The sequence below is a fragment of the Psychromonas marina genome (assembly GCF_030161115.1).
GTDB lineage: Bacteria > Pseudomonadota > Gammaproteobacteria > Enterobacterales > Psychromonadaceae > Psychromonas > Psychromonas marina.
Window position 1 is genome coordinate 1 of record NZ_BSPQ01000015.1, and the last position, 21,080, is coordinate 21,080.

Below are 21,080 nucleotides of genomic sequence, written 5' to 3' on the forward strand. Positions count from 1 at the left end.
TATCTGAGGCATTAGCGAGTATTTGACTTTCATTGAAGATAAGCACGCTATCTTCATCAATGGTATATGAAGTTTCACCTGCAATCGGTAAATCATTAACAGCGAGCACTTCAATGCCAGCATTACCAACAGTGATTGCTCCTGCTTCATCTACAACAGCTACATCTAAACTAATATCACCATTGAAGTTTTCATTCGGTAAGAATGTGACGGATCCATCTTCATTATTAACTAATACACCATCAGTTCCTGAATAGGTCACGCTATCAAGTGCGACTTCACCTTCAACATCACTTGCATTTGCAAGTAGCTGGTTTGGGCTTAAATTGATACTGCCATCTTCATTCATTTGGTATGAAGTTGAACCAGCTACAGGAAAGTCATTTACCCCCTGTATAGACAGATCAATATTTGCATCAACGGTTGTTGTTCCGTCTGAGACCGTAAATGTAACATCAACATTACCATTGAAATTTTCGTTTGGAGCAAAAGAAAAGGAGCCATCTTGATTGGCAGTTAGAACACCATCTGTACCACTGTAATTAACAGACTCTATAGAAAGATCATCACCATCAATATCTGTAGCACCAACTAGCAGCTCTTCTGCAGTGAAGGTAATAATGCCATCTTCTTGCATGCTAAATAGTTTATCAACGGCGGTGGGCGCATCATTTTCTGGGGTAACATCAACCTCGAAGGTGAGTGAGTCTGTTGCTGTATCAGAAGTAGGCAGATCATCTGCATCAATAGTTCCATCTTCATTAATATCACTTTCAACATTCACTTCAAAGGTTTGGCTGTTGGTTATTGAATCAGAATCGTCTTCTGTCGCTTCAGCACCTTCTGAGACAACTGTTTCTTCTGTTGCAGCAGAAGCCACATCAGCAGAGCTTACTTGTGCTCCCGCGGTCGCGGTAGGGCCTGATGTATCAGTACCACCTACACTTTGTGCCCCTGAAGACGCTTCACTTTCAGCTGGCGCTTCAGCGCTTGCTGAAGCACTACTTTGTGCCCCTTCTTCTGTACTTTCAGCAGCACCCTCAACAGCTTGAGAGTCAGCGCTACTTGCGGCAGCGGCGGCAGCGGCCCCACCATCATCAGAGTTTTCGCCTTCATCGCTCCCTACATCGGCACCAGAGCTTTCAACACCTCCCCCACCATCTGCAAGGTTACTTTCAGCAAGGTCAGCGGCTACAGAATCGACACCCGTAGCAACAGTACTCGTTATTGTAGATTCACGATTCTGTCCTGAATTTGATTCTGCACCAGAAGTTGCACTATCATCAGTAGATACTTGCTCAACTGCATCATTTAATTCATTATTTTCAGACTCTGACATAATTTAGACCTTATTTTTATAATAAAAACAATCACCTTGTTTTTTTATAATATGTTCATATGCAGATTATTCCAAAAACACAGGGCGAAATATAAAAAATATGTGATCGAAGGCATAGTTATATATTAAACAGCAACACCCCTGAAAGAAGTCTATTAATTGTATGCTAAGTTTTACCTATGACGTATTCCACAATACGCATAGATCCCTTATAATTTAATGATTTGGCAGGTTTAAAATGATAAATATAGAGATGCTTACCGAGATGTTTGGAGGCGATACAGAATTTGTATCAACAATTTTTCAACAATACCTTTCTGATAACAAAGATATCAACACAAGAATAGAAGAGCAGGTCAACAACGAACAATATGACACCCTTTTCCATACAATGCATACATTAAGCGGTTCCTTATCAAACATTTGTGATGAAAATATTGTACCAACAATAAAAACTGTTGAGCAACTAGCTAGAGATGGAGAACAGCCTAATGCTGATGATATTCAACTTATACAAACAGAGCTCGATAAAATTAAATTACAGATGGAGGAGTACCTTGCCTAATATCTGTACGCGAAATCAGCTATCCACATTATGAAAAAAGATGATTCTATTGATGTAAATTTTGACCAAGTTATTGAACAATCGGTCAATAAAGCCCATAGCACCAATATAATCGATGAAGTCAGCGCAAATAAAAAAAATACCGGGCAGCGTATTGCTATCATCATATTTGCCTTCTCTATCATCGCACTGATTTGGAGCTCTCAAGCTGAGCTTGAAATAAATGTATCAACAAGAGGAGAAATCCTACTTGATTCTGATATAGAAAAAATTCAGCACTTAGAAGGTGGGATGCTACTCGCGTTGTATGTAGCCCCTGGTGATATTGTTTATAAAGGCCAGAAAATAGCACTGATTAACTCTCTTGATAGAGAGAATGAGTTGCAAGTGACTGATTACGAAATAGCAGGTTTAACAATTGAAAACCTTAAATACAGCTCTCTATTAAATGATACGGAATTAGATTTAGCAGCGTTTACTCTTTTTCCAGAACTAGTACAAACTCACTATAAAACATGGCGAGTAGAAAAAGATAAAAACAGTTCAGATGATGCCTTGATTAAGCATGATATTGTTCATAAAACACAATTAATATCATCCATGAATAAACGCATAATTTCATCTAATACCCAGTTAGGGCTCATACAACAGCAGCTTTCTATAAAAGAAGCACTCTTTAAAGAGGAGATGGCCTCGTTCGTTGATGTACTTAATATGAGGGTACAAAACATGAACATGGTACGTGAAATAGAAAATTTACATGAAGCGGTTTTAAATGAAAGATTTCAGCTAAACCGAATGAAAAAACAATTGGTTAATACTTCAGCCACACGTAATAATATGTATTTGGATAAGCTTACTACAATTAGAAAAGAGTTAAGCATTAAACAAACACAACGTATCGCATTGTCCGATAAGGTATCAAGACTCACGGTTTACTCACCTGTTGACGGTACCGTAGATAAACTAAATTATAATTACATATCAGCAATCATTTCACCCGGTGACAGCATTGCAGAAATCACACCTCTTAAAAATGCATTACGCGGACAGATAAAAATCCCTAGAAAAGATATCGGTTTTATAGAAAAAGGTCAGTTAGTTAACTTAAAGTTAGATACCTTTAACTTTGCTAACTATGGTGTTATTAATGGTGTTATATCTTCTATTTCACGCGGTTCATATACTGAAGAGGAAGATGAATTCTTTCTTGCAGAAATCACGATTGACAAAGATTATTTAATGAAAAAAGGCGTAAAGTACAACATATCCCCCTATATGGAATTTACTGCTGATATTAAAACGGGCACACGACGTGTTATTGATTATGCTTTAAAGCCAATCATGGCAGCACTTGAAGAATCGTTTAATGAAAGATAGTAAGATAAAAGCAATAATTATCATAAAAGCATTAAAACTGGTTTTGCTAGTTTTAATTTTCCTACAACTTTTTTTTACTTATCAAATAATAGAATCTCAAAATAACAGCTTAAAAAATCAAAATAATCAACTCATTGTCGAAGTATCAGAGGATATGCTCAAAAGCATAACGCGTTTAAACTCAGCACTAATAATATGCGCGGAACAAGCGGAAAGTTGTAACGATAACCAAACGAGGATTTTTACTGCTGAATTAAACAGCTACCTATTTGAATTTATGCGACTAGCCGCAGCTGAAAAAAAACTCGTCTCGACCGTTGCGATGCATAATATTGACCGAGTTAAGGTTCATATTGCCCAGTATAATGCCCTCTCAGATACACAACTTCTACAAAAGCAAATTACGCCTACTTTAGAACATATCAGCACAACACTAAATGATGTTATTAATGCCTACCATTACAATCTAAAAGAACAGACTGAATACCATATACTACTATTGATTTTAATCAGCTTACTAATCCTAGTCGTTAGCATTTTTCACTATTTTTATTCAAACAAGTATATTAAACAACTAATCCATAAATCAGATGATCTTACCCACCTCTTTCATCATGTCTTAAACCGCATCAAAGATCTTGATTTAAAAGCGATAAAATCTCGTCTATCAAGTATCAACACTAACCCGAACGAGAAAAAAATATATTCTTTATTACTGTTTAGCTTTGAAAAGTTGGAGAATGAAAAACTAAAAACAGATCTCTATCAGCGTCTTTATAACCTTCTCGGTTATGAAATACGCGGCATCACAAATACTATCCAAGGAGGAGTGAAATTACTTGCAGTAGATAAGGACGAACGTGAATTGGTATTAGCTAAGGACGTCATTACAGCCACACATACGCTAGAAAATCTGGCTGAAAATTTTAACCAACTGTCCAATATCGATATTAGTAAAGATGACAATATTGTTAACCTTAATAAACTCAGCAGCGATTTGATTGTATTACTCGCCAGTAAATCGAAAAATTTATCTAAAAGCATTGAATGTTATGTCGATAACACCTTACCTTTAACATTTTATGGCCATCAAACTGGACTTTTTTGGCTGCTATTAATGCAAATGTCAGATGCACTGGCAACACAAGGTTACGAACAAATACTATTAACCATTAATTGCAGCGGTACTAAGCGTGTCGATCAATTGAAGATTAGCCTAAATTTTTACCTCTATTCTTCTGACTACTCTTCAATTGACAGTATTGAACAGTTACCTTGGAGCAAAAGCCATAAAACACTCATTACCAACAAAGCACTGGCTAGAACCCTGATAGGTAAAATAAAAAACTACCAAGTCACACGTCAAGTTATCGATAATACCTCTTGTTTTAGCACCTCTTTTGATATTCAACCAGAGCGTTATCAAACTCAAACAAGCCTGCTAGTGGATAAAAAAATACTTATTTGTGGAGCCTCTGCAATACAAACTAATGTACTTGATAAGATGTTAACTGAACAAGGTGCTGACGTGGTGGTTGCTAATACACCTAACGATATATTTAAATCAATTAATCAGCTAGATGATAATGATGGCATCTTGCTGACAAACACCATCAAAGGGGTAAAACTCAATACCTTCTGCAAAATAATAAAGGCACGTTTAGGCAAGAAAAACATCAAAATATTTTTATCTGTTTCTACATCAAATCAGGTAAAAGAGGTGTTTGAACATATTGACCATATTTTTTATCACCCCTGCCCTCCATCTGACTTTATCTCTAATATGCTTGAGCACCTTGAGAAAGATCACGACGATACAGCTGTAGCATTACCAAAACTACTGATCGTAGAAGATGACAAGCTACAGCAATTTATCTTGAAGAAAATACTCTCTGATTTCGAGTATGAGTGCGAAACCATGGATGACGGACAGCAGGTAGTAGATAACCTCGATAAGTTAGATCACGATATTATTTTTATGGATTGTATTATGCCCAATTTAGGTGGCGTAGATGCGACAAAACGGATCCGGGCATATGAAAAACAACACAAAAAACAACCAAGTATCATCATTGGTGCCACAGCCTTAACAAGCAATGAAGAGCATAAATTATGCATTGATGCAGGGATGGATTATGTATTGCACAAGCCTTATAAGAAAGACGTTATATATGCTTCACTCAAAAAATATATTGCGATAGGGAAGATAAAATGAGCCGATTCCTACAATGCCTAGCTTTACTCGTGCTTGTAAGCACTTTTCAGATTGGCCATGCCAGTGAACTGTCTATCACTATCGAGCAAGCGATTAAAAATAACTATAAGATACGTGTTTCTGAGTATGAAGTTATCTCCTCTGAATATGATCGAAAAAAAGGTTTATCCGCATTTTTCCCAACAATAAATGCCTCAGCAAATACTAAATGGAATGACTCCGATACCTTAGAAAAAGAGAACTACACCTCCACTAAGAATGGTTACAACAGTAACGGTTATAGCATCTCCTTATCACAAAGTGTTATCGATTTATCGAAGGTATATAATTACCAAGTTGGTGAATTAGACTATGAAATTAACCTACTAAAACACCATAAAATAATTAACGACATTATTATCAATGTCGTTGAAGGTTATTTTTCATACTTAAAATATCACTCTCAATATATTGCCACAGAATCCGAGCTTATCTCATCAGAAACCCGATTTAAACATGTTCAGCGTAGCCACGAATTAGGGAATGTTGCTAAAACGGATGTTTATGAAGCCTATGCAAAAAAAGAGGGGAATGTTCGTAAACTGGCGGATATAGAAAAAAATTTAGAGGTAGCTTTACTCAAATTACAATCTACAACACAAATAAAAATGATACCCAGTGTCGATGTAAAAATAAGTGAAAACTATGAAAATATAAGTACGCAGGAAGAGCAAGATCTGCAGGGGTATATGCTCACTAATAACTACGACATTATTATCGCAGAATTCAATACCCAAAAATCGATTAAAACCTCTGAAAAATCAAGATCGAGTTTTTACCCTACCGTTTCTGCTAGCGTTAATTATGAGTTTACCGATAGCAATAATAGCACAGGTACAGATACCGATAATATTGTCTATTCTCTGGATCTCACCTTACCCATTACTAATGGTGGTAGCGACTTATATACCTATCAAAGAGACGCCAATAAAATTGAGCAAAGTAATATTCAATATGAACAAACACTCGATGATAGTGAGGTAAGCTTTAAGGAGTTGATTTATGATATTAATAATAATGTCAATTCGATGCGCACATTAAAATCAATGATCATCTCTAATTATGCTGTTTATAAAGGATCGCAACGAGCTTACAAAATAGGTACAAAAACCCTAACCGACCTGCTCGGTGCCGAATCTAACTTATACAACAGCATCCGAGATTTTCAGGAAAACCAATATAACTACATCATCAACGTCAGTAAATTAAAGGCCCTACTTGGCCCTATTAATTTACAAGAGATTGAGCAATTATCAAGTACCATGGTGCCACTGCAAAAGCGCTTTGATATTACATTATTAGAACAGTTTAAAGGGGTATTGTAACCTTGGAAAAACTAAACTATTTCCCTCGACTCAGTTATTTTGACTCTCTCTTTTTACTCATGTCTAGCATCATGGGTACTTTGCTAGGACTGGTATTACCCTTTTCTATTTTGATTATTTTTGATCGCGTATTACCCAATAACGCAACCTCCACTCTCTATTATATCTATGCCATTATCCTTGCGAGTATCGTATTAGATTATAAAATTAAAGCCATTGAGGGCAGTTTAATCTCTAAGATAGGCTTAAAATTTGAAAGTAAGATAACCAATCAACTTTTTCATGCCATCGGCACCCCCTATATTGATAAATTTAAAAAACTAGAAACGGGTGAATACCTTGAACGTTTAAATACCATTCCGGCATTAAAAGCATTCTTCAGTGGCGATGTCATTTCATCTTTAATCAACTTATTTACCTGCCTTATAACCCTGTTAATCATCTCTGTTATTGATTTGAAAATAGGAATTATTTTAATCATTGCATCTATATTTCTGTTTATTGTCTCTTACACGATATCCAATAAAAAAATAAAATTACTGCAATTGAAGTCAGAAATAGAGGGGCTAACCAACTCTAAAGTGATTGAGATTATCTCCTATCCACACGACATTAAAAGTAGAGCGATGGAGTATCGCATTGAAAATTTGATGAAAAATATGGTGAGACAACGAGAGCACTACAACACCAAATTTGAAGAGCAGCAGGCAAGTTACTCGCTGCTATTGAACCTTGTACAGCAACTGTCTGTTACCTTTGTGGTTATTACCAGCGCGAGCGCGGTAATCAACATGGAAATGAGCCAAGGCATCATGGCGGCTATCATCTTATTAACTAATCGTTATTTTGGACCTTATCAGCAAGCGATGCGTACTACGGGAGAGTGGAAGGTAAACCGCGTTTATATCACCCAGCTCAATGAGATTTTGGAAATAGAAAAAAACTTTGAGCAGCACACTGAGTCTGAATTGCCTGTGCTACCAGTGATTAACATAAACAACCAAGAGATCTACTTTAGAGCCGAAAAAATTAATATTTTAAGTGGGCTTTCTGGCAGCGGAAAATCCTCGGTGTTTAGATACCTATTACAAAGTAACGAGTCACACCTTACCGCTATCCAAAATGATATGGTGGTCGTTGATAAAGACAGTACCTTCATAGAAGGGACTATTATCGATAATCTCACCTGTTTCCGCCCTCAACTGCAGCGTGCCGCCTACTTACTTTGTGAAGCACTAGCAATAAAGCATGAGCTAGACAGCTTAAAATTAGGTTTTTTTACTGAGATAAGCAGTAAAAATAACATGATGATATCTCGTCAAATACACTTCTCATTATTGCTTGTACGTGCCTTATTAAGTGATAAACATATCATTCTCATCGATGATTTTGATCTTGTTTACGATGCACAATTTGTTATTGATATGTTCTCTTGTATGTTACCGCGAACACGTTCTTACACTTTCGTGATTGTCAGCAATAAAATTAACCAGAGAAATTCACAAACCAACCTCATAAAGTTAGGTGATTAATATGGATACCCTCATTAATTTTGATGAAATAAAAGAACGCATTGATGAGTTTCAAAATGGCATATTAGGCGATCGCTTTTCCGAAACCCCTATTTTATTAGGTTTATCCTATACATTGATACTCTTAGAGTGGGAAGGCACACCACAAATTTTATCCGATGTGTTTGTTTATGAAGAAAATAATCAAGTTAGCTTTGACAGAACGTTAACCCGGCTTGGTTATGAGTGCAATACCCAAAAAATAACTGATACCGTACAATTACAACAGATGACCTTTCCCTGCTTCATTACTATCCAAGCACAAGACTATATCTTGATTAATATTCATGACGGCCGTTGCTGCATGTATGACTTTGAGAATGATAACCTTTTTTATCAATCTACTGATTCCTTCAGCGATGCTGAAACTTGTTATGTTTCAAATTATTCGCGTTTATTTCGCGAACCCTCTCCTGAGTCCCAAGATAAAAACAATTGGATAAAGCACTCTTTTTACAATTACAGTGATGAATTAAAAAGCTTAGTCCGCTTAAGTTTGGTTATCAATCTACTCGGCACCATTCAGCCGTTCTTTATTATGAATGTGTACGCATTTGCATTAACAGCCGCTTCTCATTCCACCTTATATTGGCTCAGTGCAGGCGCAATTCTCGTCGCTTTTGTTGAGTACAGTTTAAAAAAACAGCGCATGATTATTTTAAATACGTCAGGAAAAGAGCTCGCTTGCCATATCTCCTATAGCGTTATATCAAAACTACTCTGGCTTCCCTATGCGATGACCTCCTCCGCAGGGACATCGTCACAAATGGCGCGCCTCAAAGATATTGATCAATTTCGCCAACTCGTCACCAATGAATCGAGTTTGAGCTATTTTGATTTACCTTTTGTACTGGTATTCATTGTTGCGATTGTCGCGATGTCTGGTATTGCCGGGCTTGTTGTTATTGTCGGCATCATCGGTATGGTTATTTTTAGTATCTACGGGCGCTATGCCTATGCACAAGCAACCGCTAAAAGTTCACAGGCAAATGCGATGGTCTCTTATCAATGGAATGAAGTATTATCGAATACCAGTGCGATTCAAGGCTTGCCATTAATAGGCGTATTAAAATCACGCTTTAACGCCGCCCTGTCTCAGCGCTTAAATGATTCTGAGCATGTCAGCAATACCAATAATAGAATACAGAGCATCGGTTCAAGTCTTATTCAAGTAATAGGTGCAACCGGTATCGTTGTAGCCGTATTAGGGGTCATGGATGGCACATCGGATCCAGGGGCGATGTTAGCGTTGGTAATACTGGTTTGGAAAGCACTGACACCTATCATGGGGATCTATAATTCACTGTCAAAAATTGAAACGATTAAATCATCAACCGGACAAATTAATGCATTAATGTCGATCAATGACGACCGCCTGAAAATGGAGAAAAGCCCACCATTGAATCAGTTTCAAGGGCAGGTTACGATCACAGCTTTATCGCATCGCTATTTAGGTGTATCAAAGGGACTGACCAATTTATCATTTAAGGTGCTACCAGGACAAAAACTCTCTGTTTGTTCACCAGCAGGCGGCGGTAAAACAACGTTACTCAATATATTGGCCGGAATAGAGATGCGCTTTCAGGGAGAGATGCTATTAGACGGTTATAATAGTACCCAATTCAATAACTTCCGTTATCGCAATAGTGTTTGTTATATCCCTTACGACATGCACCTTTATCATGGCACCATCCAAGCAAATTATACTATTTATAACGGTTATACTGCAGCAGAAACTATCAACCAGATGCTCGCATTTTTCAACCTCGACACCATTTTCCCCGACGGCCCTAACACCCTTATTAACAGTGAATTATTGAATACTCTGCCCGATGGTGTACAACGCAAACTGAAGTTAGCCATCGGTCTGGGTGACTGCTTAAGTAAACTCATTATTATTGATGAACCCTTTGCAGGCTCAGAAAAAGAGAGTAGCCATTACTTAACCTCTCTTTTTTCTGGGAAATTAAAAAATAGCAGTGTTATTTATACGAGCAATGAAAAATCGATGGTGGCAACCTCTGATATCTGTTTACTACTTGATCATGAAAGCGCGCAAAAATTCTTCGGTTCTCCCGATAAAGTGCTCTCGTCTAAACCCGATATGCTCTATTAATATACTATTTTTACCCACCAGCAGATGGAAAGAGCAGGGTTTATTTGATTTAAAATCATTAAACATTCTCGCATACCTTACCTAGGTCAAATAATGGTAATTATCTGCCTGTTCTCGGATTATATTCACTACACTTATATTGGACTCAGTGTATTTATTATCTGTGTGTATTTGAATTTAAAGGATGGTCGATGTTTAATATCATTAAGGATTTCAGAAGTAAGCGCTCACACTCAACAAAGTTGCAATTGCAAATATCGACCTTCATTATCGTCTTGTATTTAGCGTTTTACGTTTTTCTACAGCAAAACATCATACACACTACCGTGAACTTACATCAATTATCACAACAAACGCTACATTCAGAAGCGAGTCTACTCATGCTTCGACGTTTTGAAAAAGATTTTATAATCAAGGACGATGATAGTTATATAAAACGTTTATCCATTGAAAATAACCTGTTTAAAAAAGAGATTAATGACATAGAAAAACTGATTAAAAATAATAATATAGATGTCGACTTTAATGCTAGTAACATTATTTCTGAAACCACAGAGTACGAGCGGGCTTTCATCGAATACGCACAGCTAGAGTCAAATATAGTGATATTGGAGAAAAACGACCTCAGTGACTTAGTCGGAGATGCTTGGCTCGGCATTGCCTATCGTAATTTTAATAATAAAGAGATAATAGATAACCTGTTACAGTCACAGAAAAATATCTATTATTATTTATTTGACCAAAAAAGAGAGCATTACAAGGCCTTTTTATTAAATATAAAAACCATCGAAAATAGCTTAAATGAGTCAAGCCAAAGTACCAAATCTCATCTATTACTGTATGAATACAGCAATAATTTCAGTTTGTTATATGAAAACAAAAACCTCTTAGGGCTGGATCAGAAAACAGCGTTGTATGAACAATTTACCGCAAAAGCACATTCAGTAGAAAAACAGTTATCAGCACTTGAAAATGCGGTATCAGCGGCTGTTGAAAAAAAATTAACACGATTTGAATTCCTAAATAACATTCTCATTTTCACGCTGTTTATTTCATTAATTACCACTTTATATTACCTAACCCGCTCATTAACTAAAATTGAAAAAGAGTTAATTAATAGTACCGAAGAAGCGCAATCAGCGAATATTGCTAAGAGTGCTTTTTTAGCCAATATGTCACATGAGATACGTACGCCACTGAATGGGATTATTGGTATGGCCGTAATATTATCTGAGACCAAGCTAACACTGACGCAAAAAGATTATTTAAATACGGTTTTGAGCTCCTCGCAAACCCTGTTGATGCTCATTAATGATATTTTAGATCTCTCTAAAATTGAATCTGGCAACTTAACACTTGCCACCAGCAGCATGAATTTACGTGAAGTAGTTTACGATAGCTTAGACTTAGTGATTACTAAAGCGATTGAAAAAAACATCAACTTAGTGATTGAGATGGATGAGGATATTGCTTATCGACTCAATGCTGATGAGCATCGTTTACGCCAAGTTTTAATGAATCTGCTTTCGAATGCGGTTAAATTTACCCACCAAGGACAGGTGACAGTATTTATAAAACAGATCAAAAAAGAGGCAACCAATGTAACCTTACATTTTGCAGTACAAGATACCGGCATTGGCATAGAAAAAAGTAAACAAGGTACCATACTAGACCCCTTCACACAGGAAGACAGCTCTACAGCAAAAGAGTTTGGCGGCACCGGGTTAGGACTCTCTATCAGTAACAAATTAATTAAGTTAATGGGTGGTGAGATTGAGTTAGATTCCGAGAAAGGCAAAGGCAGCTTATTTCACTTCACCTTAAACCTAACGGTTGACGAGCAACTACCTTCTGAGATTATTGAGCTTAAAGATCAATATTACAGCTTGATCTTTGATGATCCTAAAGCGCACCTCTTGATTGCAAATAAATTACAATATTACGCTTTAAATATCATTGACTTAAAACATGCAAAAAGTGATGTGAACGTTATCTACCAATACAAGGGTAAGCAGGAGTTTGATACTTTTAAAGCCAAGTTGTTGGTGACCCATCCCGATGCAAAACTTATTTTATGCCAAAATATTAACCAGAGCGATATTGACTGGGGCAATAAAATTGATGGGTTAATAAAATTCCCCCTCTTAGGCCTAAGGTTAATCAACGCCTTAAAATATGTCATTGAACATAAAGGAAGTAATGAAGCACCATTACTCCCGCCTAAAAGACTCGAATCTGAGAATACTGACACTGAGTTAGCAGAAGAGATTCTAATACAACCGCCAACAGGTTTAGTGAATAAAAAAGTGTTAGTCGTTGAAGACAACATGGTAAACCAGAAAGTCGTGACACTATTTTTAAACAAAGCAGACTTCGATGTAGATATCGCTCATAACGGTCAAGAAGCGGTGGATAAAATAGTCTCAGAAAACCGATATGATGCCATACTGATGGATTGTATGATGCCAGTACTTGATGGCTTTGATGCAACAACGGCAATTAGAGCACAAGAAAAAAAGGCTAACCTGACTAAAACCCCGATTATTGCATTAACTGCAAGCGTCTTAGATCAGGATATTAAAAAATGTTATCAGGTAGGTATGGATGATTATCTCTCGAAACCTATCCAAAAAGACAACTTATTAAGCATGCTTAATAAATATTTATAATTAAAAATCGTACGATGCTATTTAGGTAAATGAACATTTAACAAACAAACTATGTTAAGGATGAGTAATGAAAGGAATAATATTTTCAGAATTTTTAGAGTTAGTTGAAGACACTTTTGGATTAGAAGTGTGCCAGGAGATGCTCGATGAAAATCTAGATGAAGGGTCGTATACCTCTGCCGGTACTTATGATCATAAAGACCTCGTAAAATTAATCGTCTCGTTAAGTAAATTGACGAATATAAGCATTGAAGATTTACAGCAAGTTTATGGTAAATCTGTTTTCACTAGTTTATTAAAAAGTATGCCAGGACTAGAAGTCAATTCATCTACAACCTTTGAGTTTATTAATCAAGTTGAGGAATATATTCATATCGAAGTAAAAAAACTCTATTCAGATGCAAAACCACCACAGTTTGTGTTTGTTTCTCTTAGCGAATCAGAAATGGTATTGGATTATATTTCAGCGCGTTGCTTCTCTCACGTTTGCTTTGGGCTTATTCAAGGATGTGCGGAATATTATAATGAAAAAATAGATATTCAAATGAACCCTATTCAAGAAGATGGGTCACAAGTTCGCTTCACACTGAAAATGCTTTAATTAGGCCGACGCATGGATAACCTAAAAACAATAGAGCTACTCAAGAAAAAGCTTATTCGAGAAAAAAACACCCGGAAAGCGGCTGAACGGTTACTCGAAGAGAAAAGCTATGAGTTATACAAAGCTAAGTTGCAGGTTGAAAACTCTTTAGAAAGCGTGCGTCAGCAAGCAGAAAAAGATGTTCAATTACTTCATCTAACGAGCATACTAGAGTCCATGCTCTTAAATTTTAATGCACGTTTATTACAAGAATCCCCTAACGACAACCTTTTCCAAAAATTACTTGATGATATTGTCGCGATAGAAAACATCAAAGCGATTAATCTCACCTCTGATCTCGGTATCCTAACAAACGAATCTCTATTTTCTGGTCAGGTTTTCTTAACCGCTGACTTTTCGGTCACTCAGTCGCAGCACCAATGGAATAAAAGCCAGACACAGTTAATGGTGTATATCTATCAAGAGGGAAAAAAACGAGGCTCCCTTCATGTCGTGTTTCACACTCCCCCAAATGCCGCTTGGCATAATACCATTGAGACTAAACTGTGCTTATTTGCAGATATGATCAGTGCAGCCTTTCAACGTCAACTTCTGCTTGATAAAACAATAGAAGAGAAAATGCGCGCAGAGAGCTCAGAGAAATCAACGAAAGACTTTGTTGCGATGATTAATCACGAGCTAAGAACACCACTCAATGGCGTATTAGGTGCCGTTGAGCTTATCAAAGAGACCGAAGTAAACGCGTACCAAGAAGAGCTCCTAAAAACAGTAAATCAGGCAGGTGAGATGCTGCGCGTTATTATTAATGACTTACTTGATTTTAGTAAGATTAATGCCGGTATGCTAGAGCTCAAGTCAACCCGCTTTTCTCCTAGTGAACTGATTAAATCAATAGAACAAATATTCTCCTCAAAAGTACAAGAGCAAGGCCTTGATTTTTTCACTAACATCGATAAAAAGATGCCTGAATACCTTCTAGGTGATGATGATCGGGTTAAACAAATATTAGTGAATCTCATTGGGAACGCAGTTAAATTTACAGATAAAGGAAAAATAAGTTTAGAAGCTAACTGGCAAGATAATGCACTGCTAATAAAAGTGATTGATAATGGCTGCGGTATACCGAAGAGCAAACAAGCAACTCTTTTCGACCCTTTTATGCAAGTTGATAACTCTAGCCAAAGAAAGTTTGAAGGGACGGGTTTAGGGCTAGCAATCTGTAAAATGCTCGTTGAACTAATGGATGGAAATATCTACTTTACCAGCGAACTGAATAAAGGCACTGAATTTACTTTTCATCTTCCTCTACAGGTTTCTTCAGAAAAAATGAAAGAAGAGGATAATAAAGCGGTCTCTGACTACCCGATTCAGCAACTAAATATATTAGCTGTTGAAGATATTAAGATGAATCAAACCATTTTAGGCATGATGCTAAAAAAACTAGCCATTAAACATCAATTTGCAGATGATGGGCAACAAGCTTTAGATTTTTTAAAAGACAACGAAGTTGATATTATTTTAATGGATTGCAGAATGCCTATATTAGATGGTTTTCAAACAACACAGCAACTTCGTGGGCAAGGCTATACAAAGCCAATAATTGCGTTGACAGCGGGTACAACATCGATGGAGGTTGAAGCCTGCATCGACTCAGGTATGGATGACATACTACATAAACCCTATAAAGGAGAAGAGCTAAAAGCGGCCTTAGCAAAATGGGGGCAAACACTACTTAAAAATAAAGAGTAAGGTAATCCACTAAGATTTTTCAACGATATTAACCTAAATTATATTTCATGTAACGCTTCAACGATACAGTTCCTACCTCTTTTCTTGGCACAATAAAGCGCCTTATCGGCACGGTGAATAAAGCGATCAATCACTACCTCCCCTGAGGTAACTAACGTTGCAATCCCCATGCTGATGGTCACAAATGGCGCTACTGGTGATTGATTATGCTTAATATTTAATAATGTAAGCGCATTATTGATTGTATCTGCAATATTTAGCGCCCCAATTGGATCAGTGTTAGGGAGAATAATCGCAAACTCTTCACCACCATACCTGGCGGCAATATCACCCGGTCGCTGGCATGCAACACTTATTACCTCAGCAATTTTCTGTAAACAGGTATCTCCCATCTGATGGCCATAGGTATCATTATAAATTTTAAAATGATCAACATCGCACATTATTAGAGAGAGAGGCATATTTTCTCTTTTAGCTCTGTCGCCCTCTTCTTTTATCGCAATGTCAAAACGTCTTCGGTTAGCAATTTTTGTCAGCCCATCTAAGTTTGAAAGCTGTTGTAATTCATTATTTGCCTTTTCGAGTGCTTTTTGAATATCAATCCTTTTCAGTATCTCCTTTTCTAAGGTTTCTCTATTGAACTTTAATTCCAGGTGCGTTTTAACTCTTAATAAAAGCTCTGCGCTATTAAATGGTTTTTTTACATAATCAACGCCCCCCATTTCCAGACCTTGGATAATATCTTCAGTTTCAACTTTGGCAGAAATAAATATTACCGGGATATTGTTAGTCAACGATGAATGCTTCAAGTGCTTGCAGACTTCAAAGCCCCCCATATTTGGCATCATAATATCTAAAAGAATCAGATCAGGAAGTCGGTGTTCTATAAATTTCAACGCCTCAATGCCGTTTAAGGCTACGCCTAATTCATATTGTTGCTGCACCAGAAGATTACCCAGAAATTGAATATTTTCTGGATTATCATCAACAATTAATATCAACGGAGACTCGTTGGTCATTGCCCTTCCTCCAATCTGAGTGCTAAAGCCGTCATTGATTGTGTTAGTTTGTTAATACTTTTATTCATCCCTTTAATATTAAAAGAATCGCTCAGATGACGAATATTTTCTGACTCAATCAATAAAGGTTCTATTTTATGATCGAAGCTAAGTTTGTTAAGTTGCAAACCTAATTGCTTATAATCACTTAAAATAAATGCTTTCTTTAATTGCTCTAAAGCTGGCAATATATCTCGTTGTAAACTCATGAGTAAAACGCTTGGTTGATTGATATTCTCTAATATAATTTCAACAGGTGGTTTTTCACTTAGCAAATCGCCTTGCTGCTCATAGCTATGCGCTAAATAACCAGAAAGCACTTTTAGAAGCAGCGTAAAATTGATAGGTTTTGACAGAAAATCAGAAAACCCATGCGTTAAAGCAAATGATTTATCAGACTGGCTAACAGAGGATGTCAGTGCAATAATTGGAATGTTGGCGGTACTGATATTTTCTTGTAGCTTTTTAGCCGCCTCAATACCACTCATGAGAGGCATTCTTATGTCCATAATAATGAGATCAGGTTTCATTTTTTGAACAGCTAGCAACGCTTCATGACCGTTATTTACAGTGGTAATATTCAAGCCTTTTTTAGTTAAAAACTCATCCAATAATATTCTATTGAACTCGACATCATCAGCGACGAGGACATTAACAGGGGAGAAATTAATTGCTTCAACAACCCCACCTTCAGTTTCATACATGCTTGTTTCTAATTTAGTTATCTTAACGTTTGGTATAAAGACATCAAATTGACTACCTTCCTTTGGCATGCTGGTTAAAGTAATATTCCCCCCCATTAATTCGACCAGACGCTTAGTAATGCTTAACCCCAATCCCGTGCCGCCATATTTAATGGCATTTTGATTAGATTGTTGCTCAAAGGAGTTAAATATTTTTTGCTGATTTTCCAGAGGGATACCAATGCCTGTATCAATAACAGAGATCACTAAATCGATACTATCAAGACTCTTTTCAGTAATACCCACAGATACTTTAATATGCCCTTGATCAGTAAATTTAATCGCATTACCTACTAGGTTTATTAAAACTTGCCTAAACCGAAGGTTATCTAAATAGAGAAAATTAGGCAGTTCGACTGGACAATAGATAGACAGAGTAAGATTTTTTTCCATGACATTAAGACTAAATATCTGTTCAATTTCATCAAGTAAATGGGCAAGATTGACGGGTGATTGTTGTAATTTTAGTTTACCAACCTCAATTTTAGAAAGATCCAGTACATCATTAATCAGCATCAACAAATTACTTCCCGCCGTTTTTATTGAGTGAATGAAGCTCTTCTGCTTAGTGTCCACAACCATACTGGAAAGTAATTCACTGAAACCGATAACGGCATTAAGGGGGGTACGTAATTCGTGGCTCATATTTGCAACAAATTCACTTTTCACTCGATTGGCCACTTCAGCTTTATTTTTTGCGGCTTTTAATTGTAACGCTTCTTGCTGCATTCGCTGAAAAATAGGAGCAATGATGTATCGTAAAACGACAAAAATAAGGGCTAAATTAAGTAATATAGCAATAATAACAGCACCTAATAACTCAAATTGTGTTCTCGATACTAATGTTTGAGTAAGTTCGTTATGCGCTTTATATTGCGCTTCGATGCCTTGTGCTAAAAGAGAGGCCGCTTGGCTAATCTCAAACTCATGGTGATCTAATTTTCCTGATAATTGATTTAGCTTGATACTGACAGAATGAATTTTAATGAATGTTTCATAATAAATCTTTAATGCCGCTTTTGCTTTAGCTGCCGTTAACGCAATATGAGGATTCTCTTCAATTGCATTAAGTGAGTTGCTTAAATCAGTAAAAGCTTGGGAGGCATATTGGTAGTTTTTCTTGAACATGACAAAATACTTTTCATCATTACCACTCAAGTATTTGGACTGAAATAAACGCATTAATTCAAATGAATTACGTGCATTTCCAAAGGAAAGAAATATCTCTCCAATTTGCACAATACCCACATTAACGCGAATTGCTGACAAGTGGTTCTCGATTAACAATTCTTGTTTAATAAAAACCGTCGATAGAAGCGATTGCTGGTACATAATTAGTTTTGTTATCTCTGAAAATTCCAATTCATATTGCCCTGTTTCCTGTTTAATATATTGAATTAATCCCAAAGATCTTTCCTTCTTAGTGTGCTTGCTCATCTCTTGTTGGCTTTGCTTCAGACCAAGAATTTTTGTATTAAATAGATCTAAGTCCTTTTGGTTATAAAAGCGTAAGTAGCGATCAGCATAAAAACGGACTTCATGAAGCTGGCTAACGACACGTTGAGAAAGTGCTCTCGTAACCGCTAACCTATTAGTAAGTTCATCAACGGTGTTATTAATATTATTGAGCCGGCTAAGGGTCAGAAAAACAATAGCTAACGTTAACGCAAGCGCTAACAAATAACCCAATACAACCCTAATAATAATTTTTCGTTTAAACAGAGAAACCATAGATTTATTCCCGACAACGACTGGCGGGCAGATACCAGGAAGATAACCCTGTTTGCAGATTTTCAGCGGCTTGTTTGGGCGTTATCAAATTATTGATGACATCTACTGAAGACTGCAGGCTCAGTTGGTATGCGCTAGGATTACCATCCCTTATTTTCCCCCAAACAAAACGAATATCGGTTTTATATTTGTCATTAAAATCCAAAAATAAGCGCGCATGTTCATTTTCTATTTTAGCGACTTGTTTATGCATTGGAAAAAAGCCGGGAAGTTGCTGCGTGATTAATGATGAAAATTCCTCTGTCATCATCCATTGTAAGAATAATTTAGCCTCTTCCATATAAGCGGAAGAACGATTTAACCCAATACCTGCATCGGGATGAAAAGTCACATAATTATCTTTCCCTTGCGGGGCTGGAATAGCAAAAACACTCCATTTAAAATCTGGATTTTGCGTTTCAAAAAAGGGAATATCCCAGGAACCACCAAACCACATGGGTGACTTTCCTTGAATAAATAGCTGCAGACTATCTGCATATTTTAATAATTTTTGATTTTTAGAAAGGTAGGGAGCAATATCTTTTACGGCCTGAAAAGAGGCAACCATCTGATCATCATCAAAACAACGTTCCCCATTGTAATAAGCTAATCGCCCATCAATACCACCAATAATACTGGGAATAACATTTTGTAATAACAGCCCATTAATCGTCCAAGCATCTCCGGTCGCATTGGCGAAAGGGGTAATACCACTTTCTTTGAGCGTACTAGCTAAGTTCAACAGTTTCTCCCAAGTATCTGGGATCGCGAGGTTCATTTTTTCAAAAAGTGAGGCGTTATAATAGATACCATGAGATACCGCCATTAAAGGAACAGCGTAGACTTCCCCCTCACTTGATGACCAAGCTGTCAGCATTTCTGTGGGAAAAGTTTCTTGAATATTAGCGAGCTCATTCAATGAGGCTAAATACCCTTTTTCAAAAAGTACTCTTGAATGAGAAAAAGAGCGTAAATAAAATAGATCTGGCGCGGTACCACTTTCTAATTGAGCTTCAATTACGTCGTTATATTCAGACTGTTCGGTTGGGTCGAATTTGATGACTATATGCGGATACTGTTCACTAAACTTACTGAGAATAAAGTTTATCTGCTCTACATCGCCTTTTCGCCATGAGCCAAGAGTCAGAATAACTTGTTTTAAGGGAGTAGGAATCTCTTCTTCCCTCTCAATTTTAAAGGAAGCCTTATCGGTTACTTGATCCTTTTTTGTGCTGTTATTTTCAGGGCTACAGGCACTTAAAAAAAGAACTAACAAGAAGGTACTTAGGAGAGTTAACCTGCATTGCATAATAGTTTCCGATATAGAGATAATAGAACCAAATGATAAATTTAAGCGAAACAACACTGTTGAGATAAATTATAGTAAGGAATGTAAAATCAACACGGATTTACTCCGTAGAAAGACTTATTTATTATTGATTTAGCGACGATTCTATTTAAAACCCTAGGCTAATTAATATATACCAATAATTGTTCGCATTACTTATATAAATCATCAGACATGGCGTTTAATCAGCTTGGTTAACATACAAAAAATAATATACTTTATTTCATATAGTTAGTGTGAATTCATCGTTTCATTAAAATTTCTAGTAGTGAATTTCCCCTTTAATTTCAACTGAGATAATGTTGTAATTTGGGTTAATTTTTAGAGTGTGATTTATCTCTCAAAGTCAGAGTTTTATATGTCGCTAGCCCTAGAACATTTTTCCCCAAAAAAAAGATGAATTCACAAGGAATCATCTGGAAATGACGAAAGCATTACAATTGAAGTAATGATGAAAACTAACAACACTTTTCGTTGTTTTATTACATGTAAAATAATTTCAATAAATGAAAAAAGCAGTGTGATTTGTATTTTACATACGTGGAAATGATGAATTTATAATAAGCAAGGTTATTATAAGAGGATAACGTAG

Annotated in this window: 13 protein-coding genes; 9 read left to right on the forward strand and 4 right to left on the reverse strand. The window is 36.5% G+C overall.

Annotated features, from left to right (window positions below):
• Positions 1-1,339 (reverse strand): cadherin-like domain-containing protein (locus tag QQK09_RS14210; protein WP_284204826.1); only part of this gene is annotated, 1,339 nt, incomplete at its 3' end.
• Positions 1,340-1,577: 238 nt separating this feature from the next.
• Here QQK09_RS14210 and QQK09_RS14215 point away from each other — a divergent pair.
• From QQK09_RS14215 to QQK09_RS14255, 9 genes are all read left to right on the forward strand, one after another.
• The gene (locus QQK09_RS14215; RefSeq protein WP_284204827.1) at positions 1,578-1,904 is read left to right on the forward strand and encodes an Hpt domain-containing protein; all 327 of its coding nucleotides are present in this window, start codon (positions 1,578-1,580) and stop codon (positions 1,902-1,904) included.
• Positions 1,905-1,934: 30 nt separating this feature from the next.
• Positions 1,935-3,284: an HlyD family type I secretion periplasmic adaptor subunit gene (locus QQK09_RS14220; RefSeq protein WP_284204828.1), complete on the forward strand. Its 1,350-nt coding sequence runs from the start codon at positions 1,935-1,937 to the stop codon at positions 3,282-3,284.
• Between the two features lie 154 nt (positions 3,285-3,438).
• Positions 3,439-5,499 carry a response regulator gene (locus QQK09_RS14225; RefSeq protein ID WP_284204829.1) on the forward strand — a complete coding sequence of 687 codons (2,061 nt, stop codon included), beginning with the start codon at positions 3,439-3,441 and terminating at the stop codon, positions 5,497-5,499.
• On the forward strand, positions 5,496-6,863 hold the full coding sequence (locus QQK09_RS14230; RefSeq protein ID WP_284204830.1) for a TolC family protein: 1,368 nt from the start codon (positions 5,496-5,498) through the stop codon (positions 6,861-6,863). Before QQK09_RS14225 ends, QQK09_RS14230 begins: the two co-directional genes overlap by 4 nt.
• Positions 6,864-6,865: 2 nt before the next feature.
• Complete coding sequence (locus tag QQK09_RS14235; protein ID WP_284204831.1) at positions 6,866-8,395, forward strand: ABC transporter transmembrane domain-containing protein; 1,530 nt, start codon at positions 6,866-6,868, stop codon at positions 8,393-8,395.
• A 1-nt stretch (position 8,396) separates the two neighbouring features.
• The gene (locus QQK09_RS14240) at positions 8,397-10,550 is read left to right on the forward strand and encodes an ATP-binding cassette domain-containing protein (protein ID WP_284204832.1); all 2,154 of its coding nucleotides are present in this window, start codon (positions 8,397-8,399) and stop codon (positions 10,548-10,550) included.
• 191 nt (positions 10,551-10,741) lie between these two features.
• A complete protein-coding gene (locus QQK09_RS14245; RefSeq protein ID WP_284204833.1) occupies positions 10,742-13,219 on the forward strand; it encodes a hybrid sensor histidine kinase/response regulator in 2,478 nt (825 codons plus the stop codon).
• Between the two features lie 67 nt (positions 13,220-13,286).
• Positions 13,287-13,820, forward strand: a complete 534-nt coding sequence (locus QQK09_RS14250) for a heme NO-binding domain-containing protein (RefSeq protein ID WP_284204834.1) — start codon at positions 13,287-13,289, stop codon at positions 13,818-13,820.
• A gap of 12 nt (positions 13,821-13,832) precedes the next feature.
• Positions 13,833-15,569: an ATP-binding protein gene (locus tag QQK09_RS14255; protein ID WP_284204835.1), complete on the forward strand. Its 1,737-nt coding sequence runs from the start codon at positions 13,833-13,835 to the stop codon at positions 15,567-15,569.
• Between the two features lie 38 nt (positions 15,570-15,607).
• Here QQK09_RS14255 and QQK09_RS14260 read toward each other — a convergent pair whose 3' ends face one another.
• Genes QQK09_RS14260 through QQK09_RS14270 form a run of 3 tightly spaced genes read right to left on the reverse strand, consistent with a single transcriptional unit; the run spans position 15,608 to position 20,416 of the window.
• Positions 15,608-16,588: a diguanylate cyclase domain-containing protein gene (locus QQK09_RS14260; RefSeq protein ID WP_284204836.1), complete on the reverse strand. Its 981-nt coding sequence runs from the start codon at positions 16,586-16,588 to the stop codon at positions 15,608-15,610.
• A complete protein-coding gene (locus QQK09_RS14265) occupies positions 16,585-19,101 on the reverse strand; it encodes an ATP-binding protein (RefSeq protein WP_284204837.1) in 2,517 nt (838 codons plus the stop codon). The genes QQK09_RS14260 and QQK09_RS14265 overlap by 4 nt, the downstream gene beginning before the upstream one ends.
• A 4-nt stretch (positions 19,102-19,105) precedes the next feature.
• Complete coding sequence (locus tag QQK09_RS14270; protein ID WP_284204838.1) at positions 19,106-20,416, reverse strand: ABC transporter substrate-binding protein; 1,311 nt, start codon at positions 20,414-20,416, stop codon at positions 19,106-19,108.
• Positions 20,417-21,080: the final 664 nt, after the last annotated feature.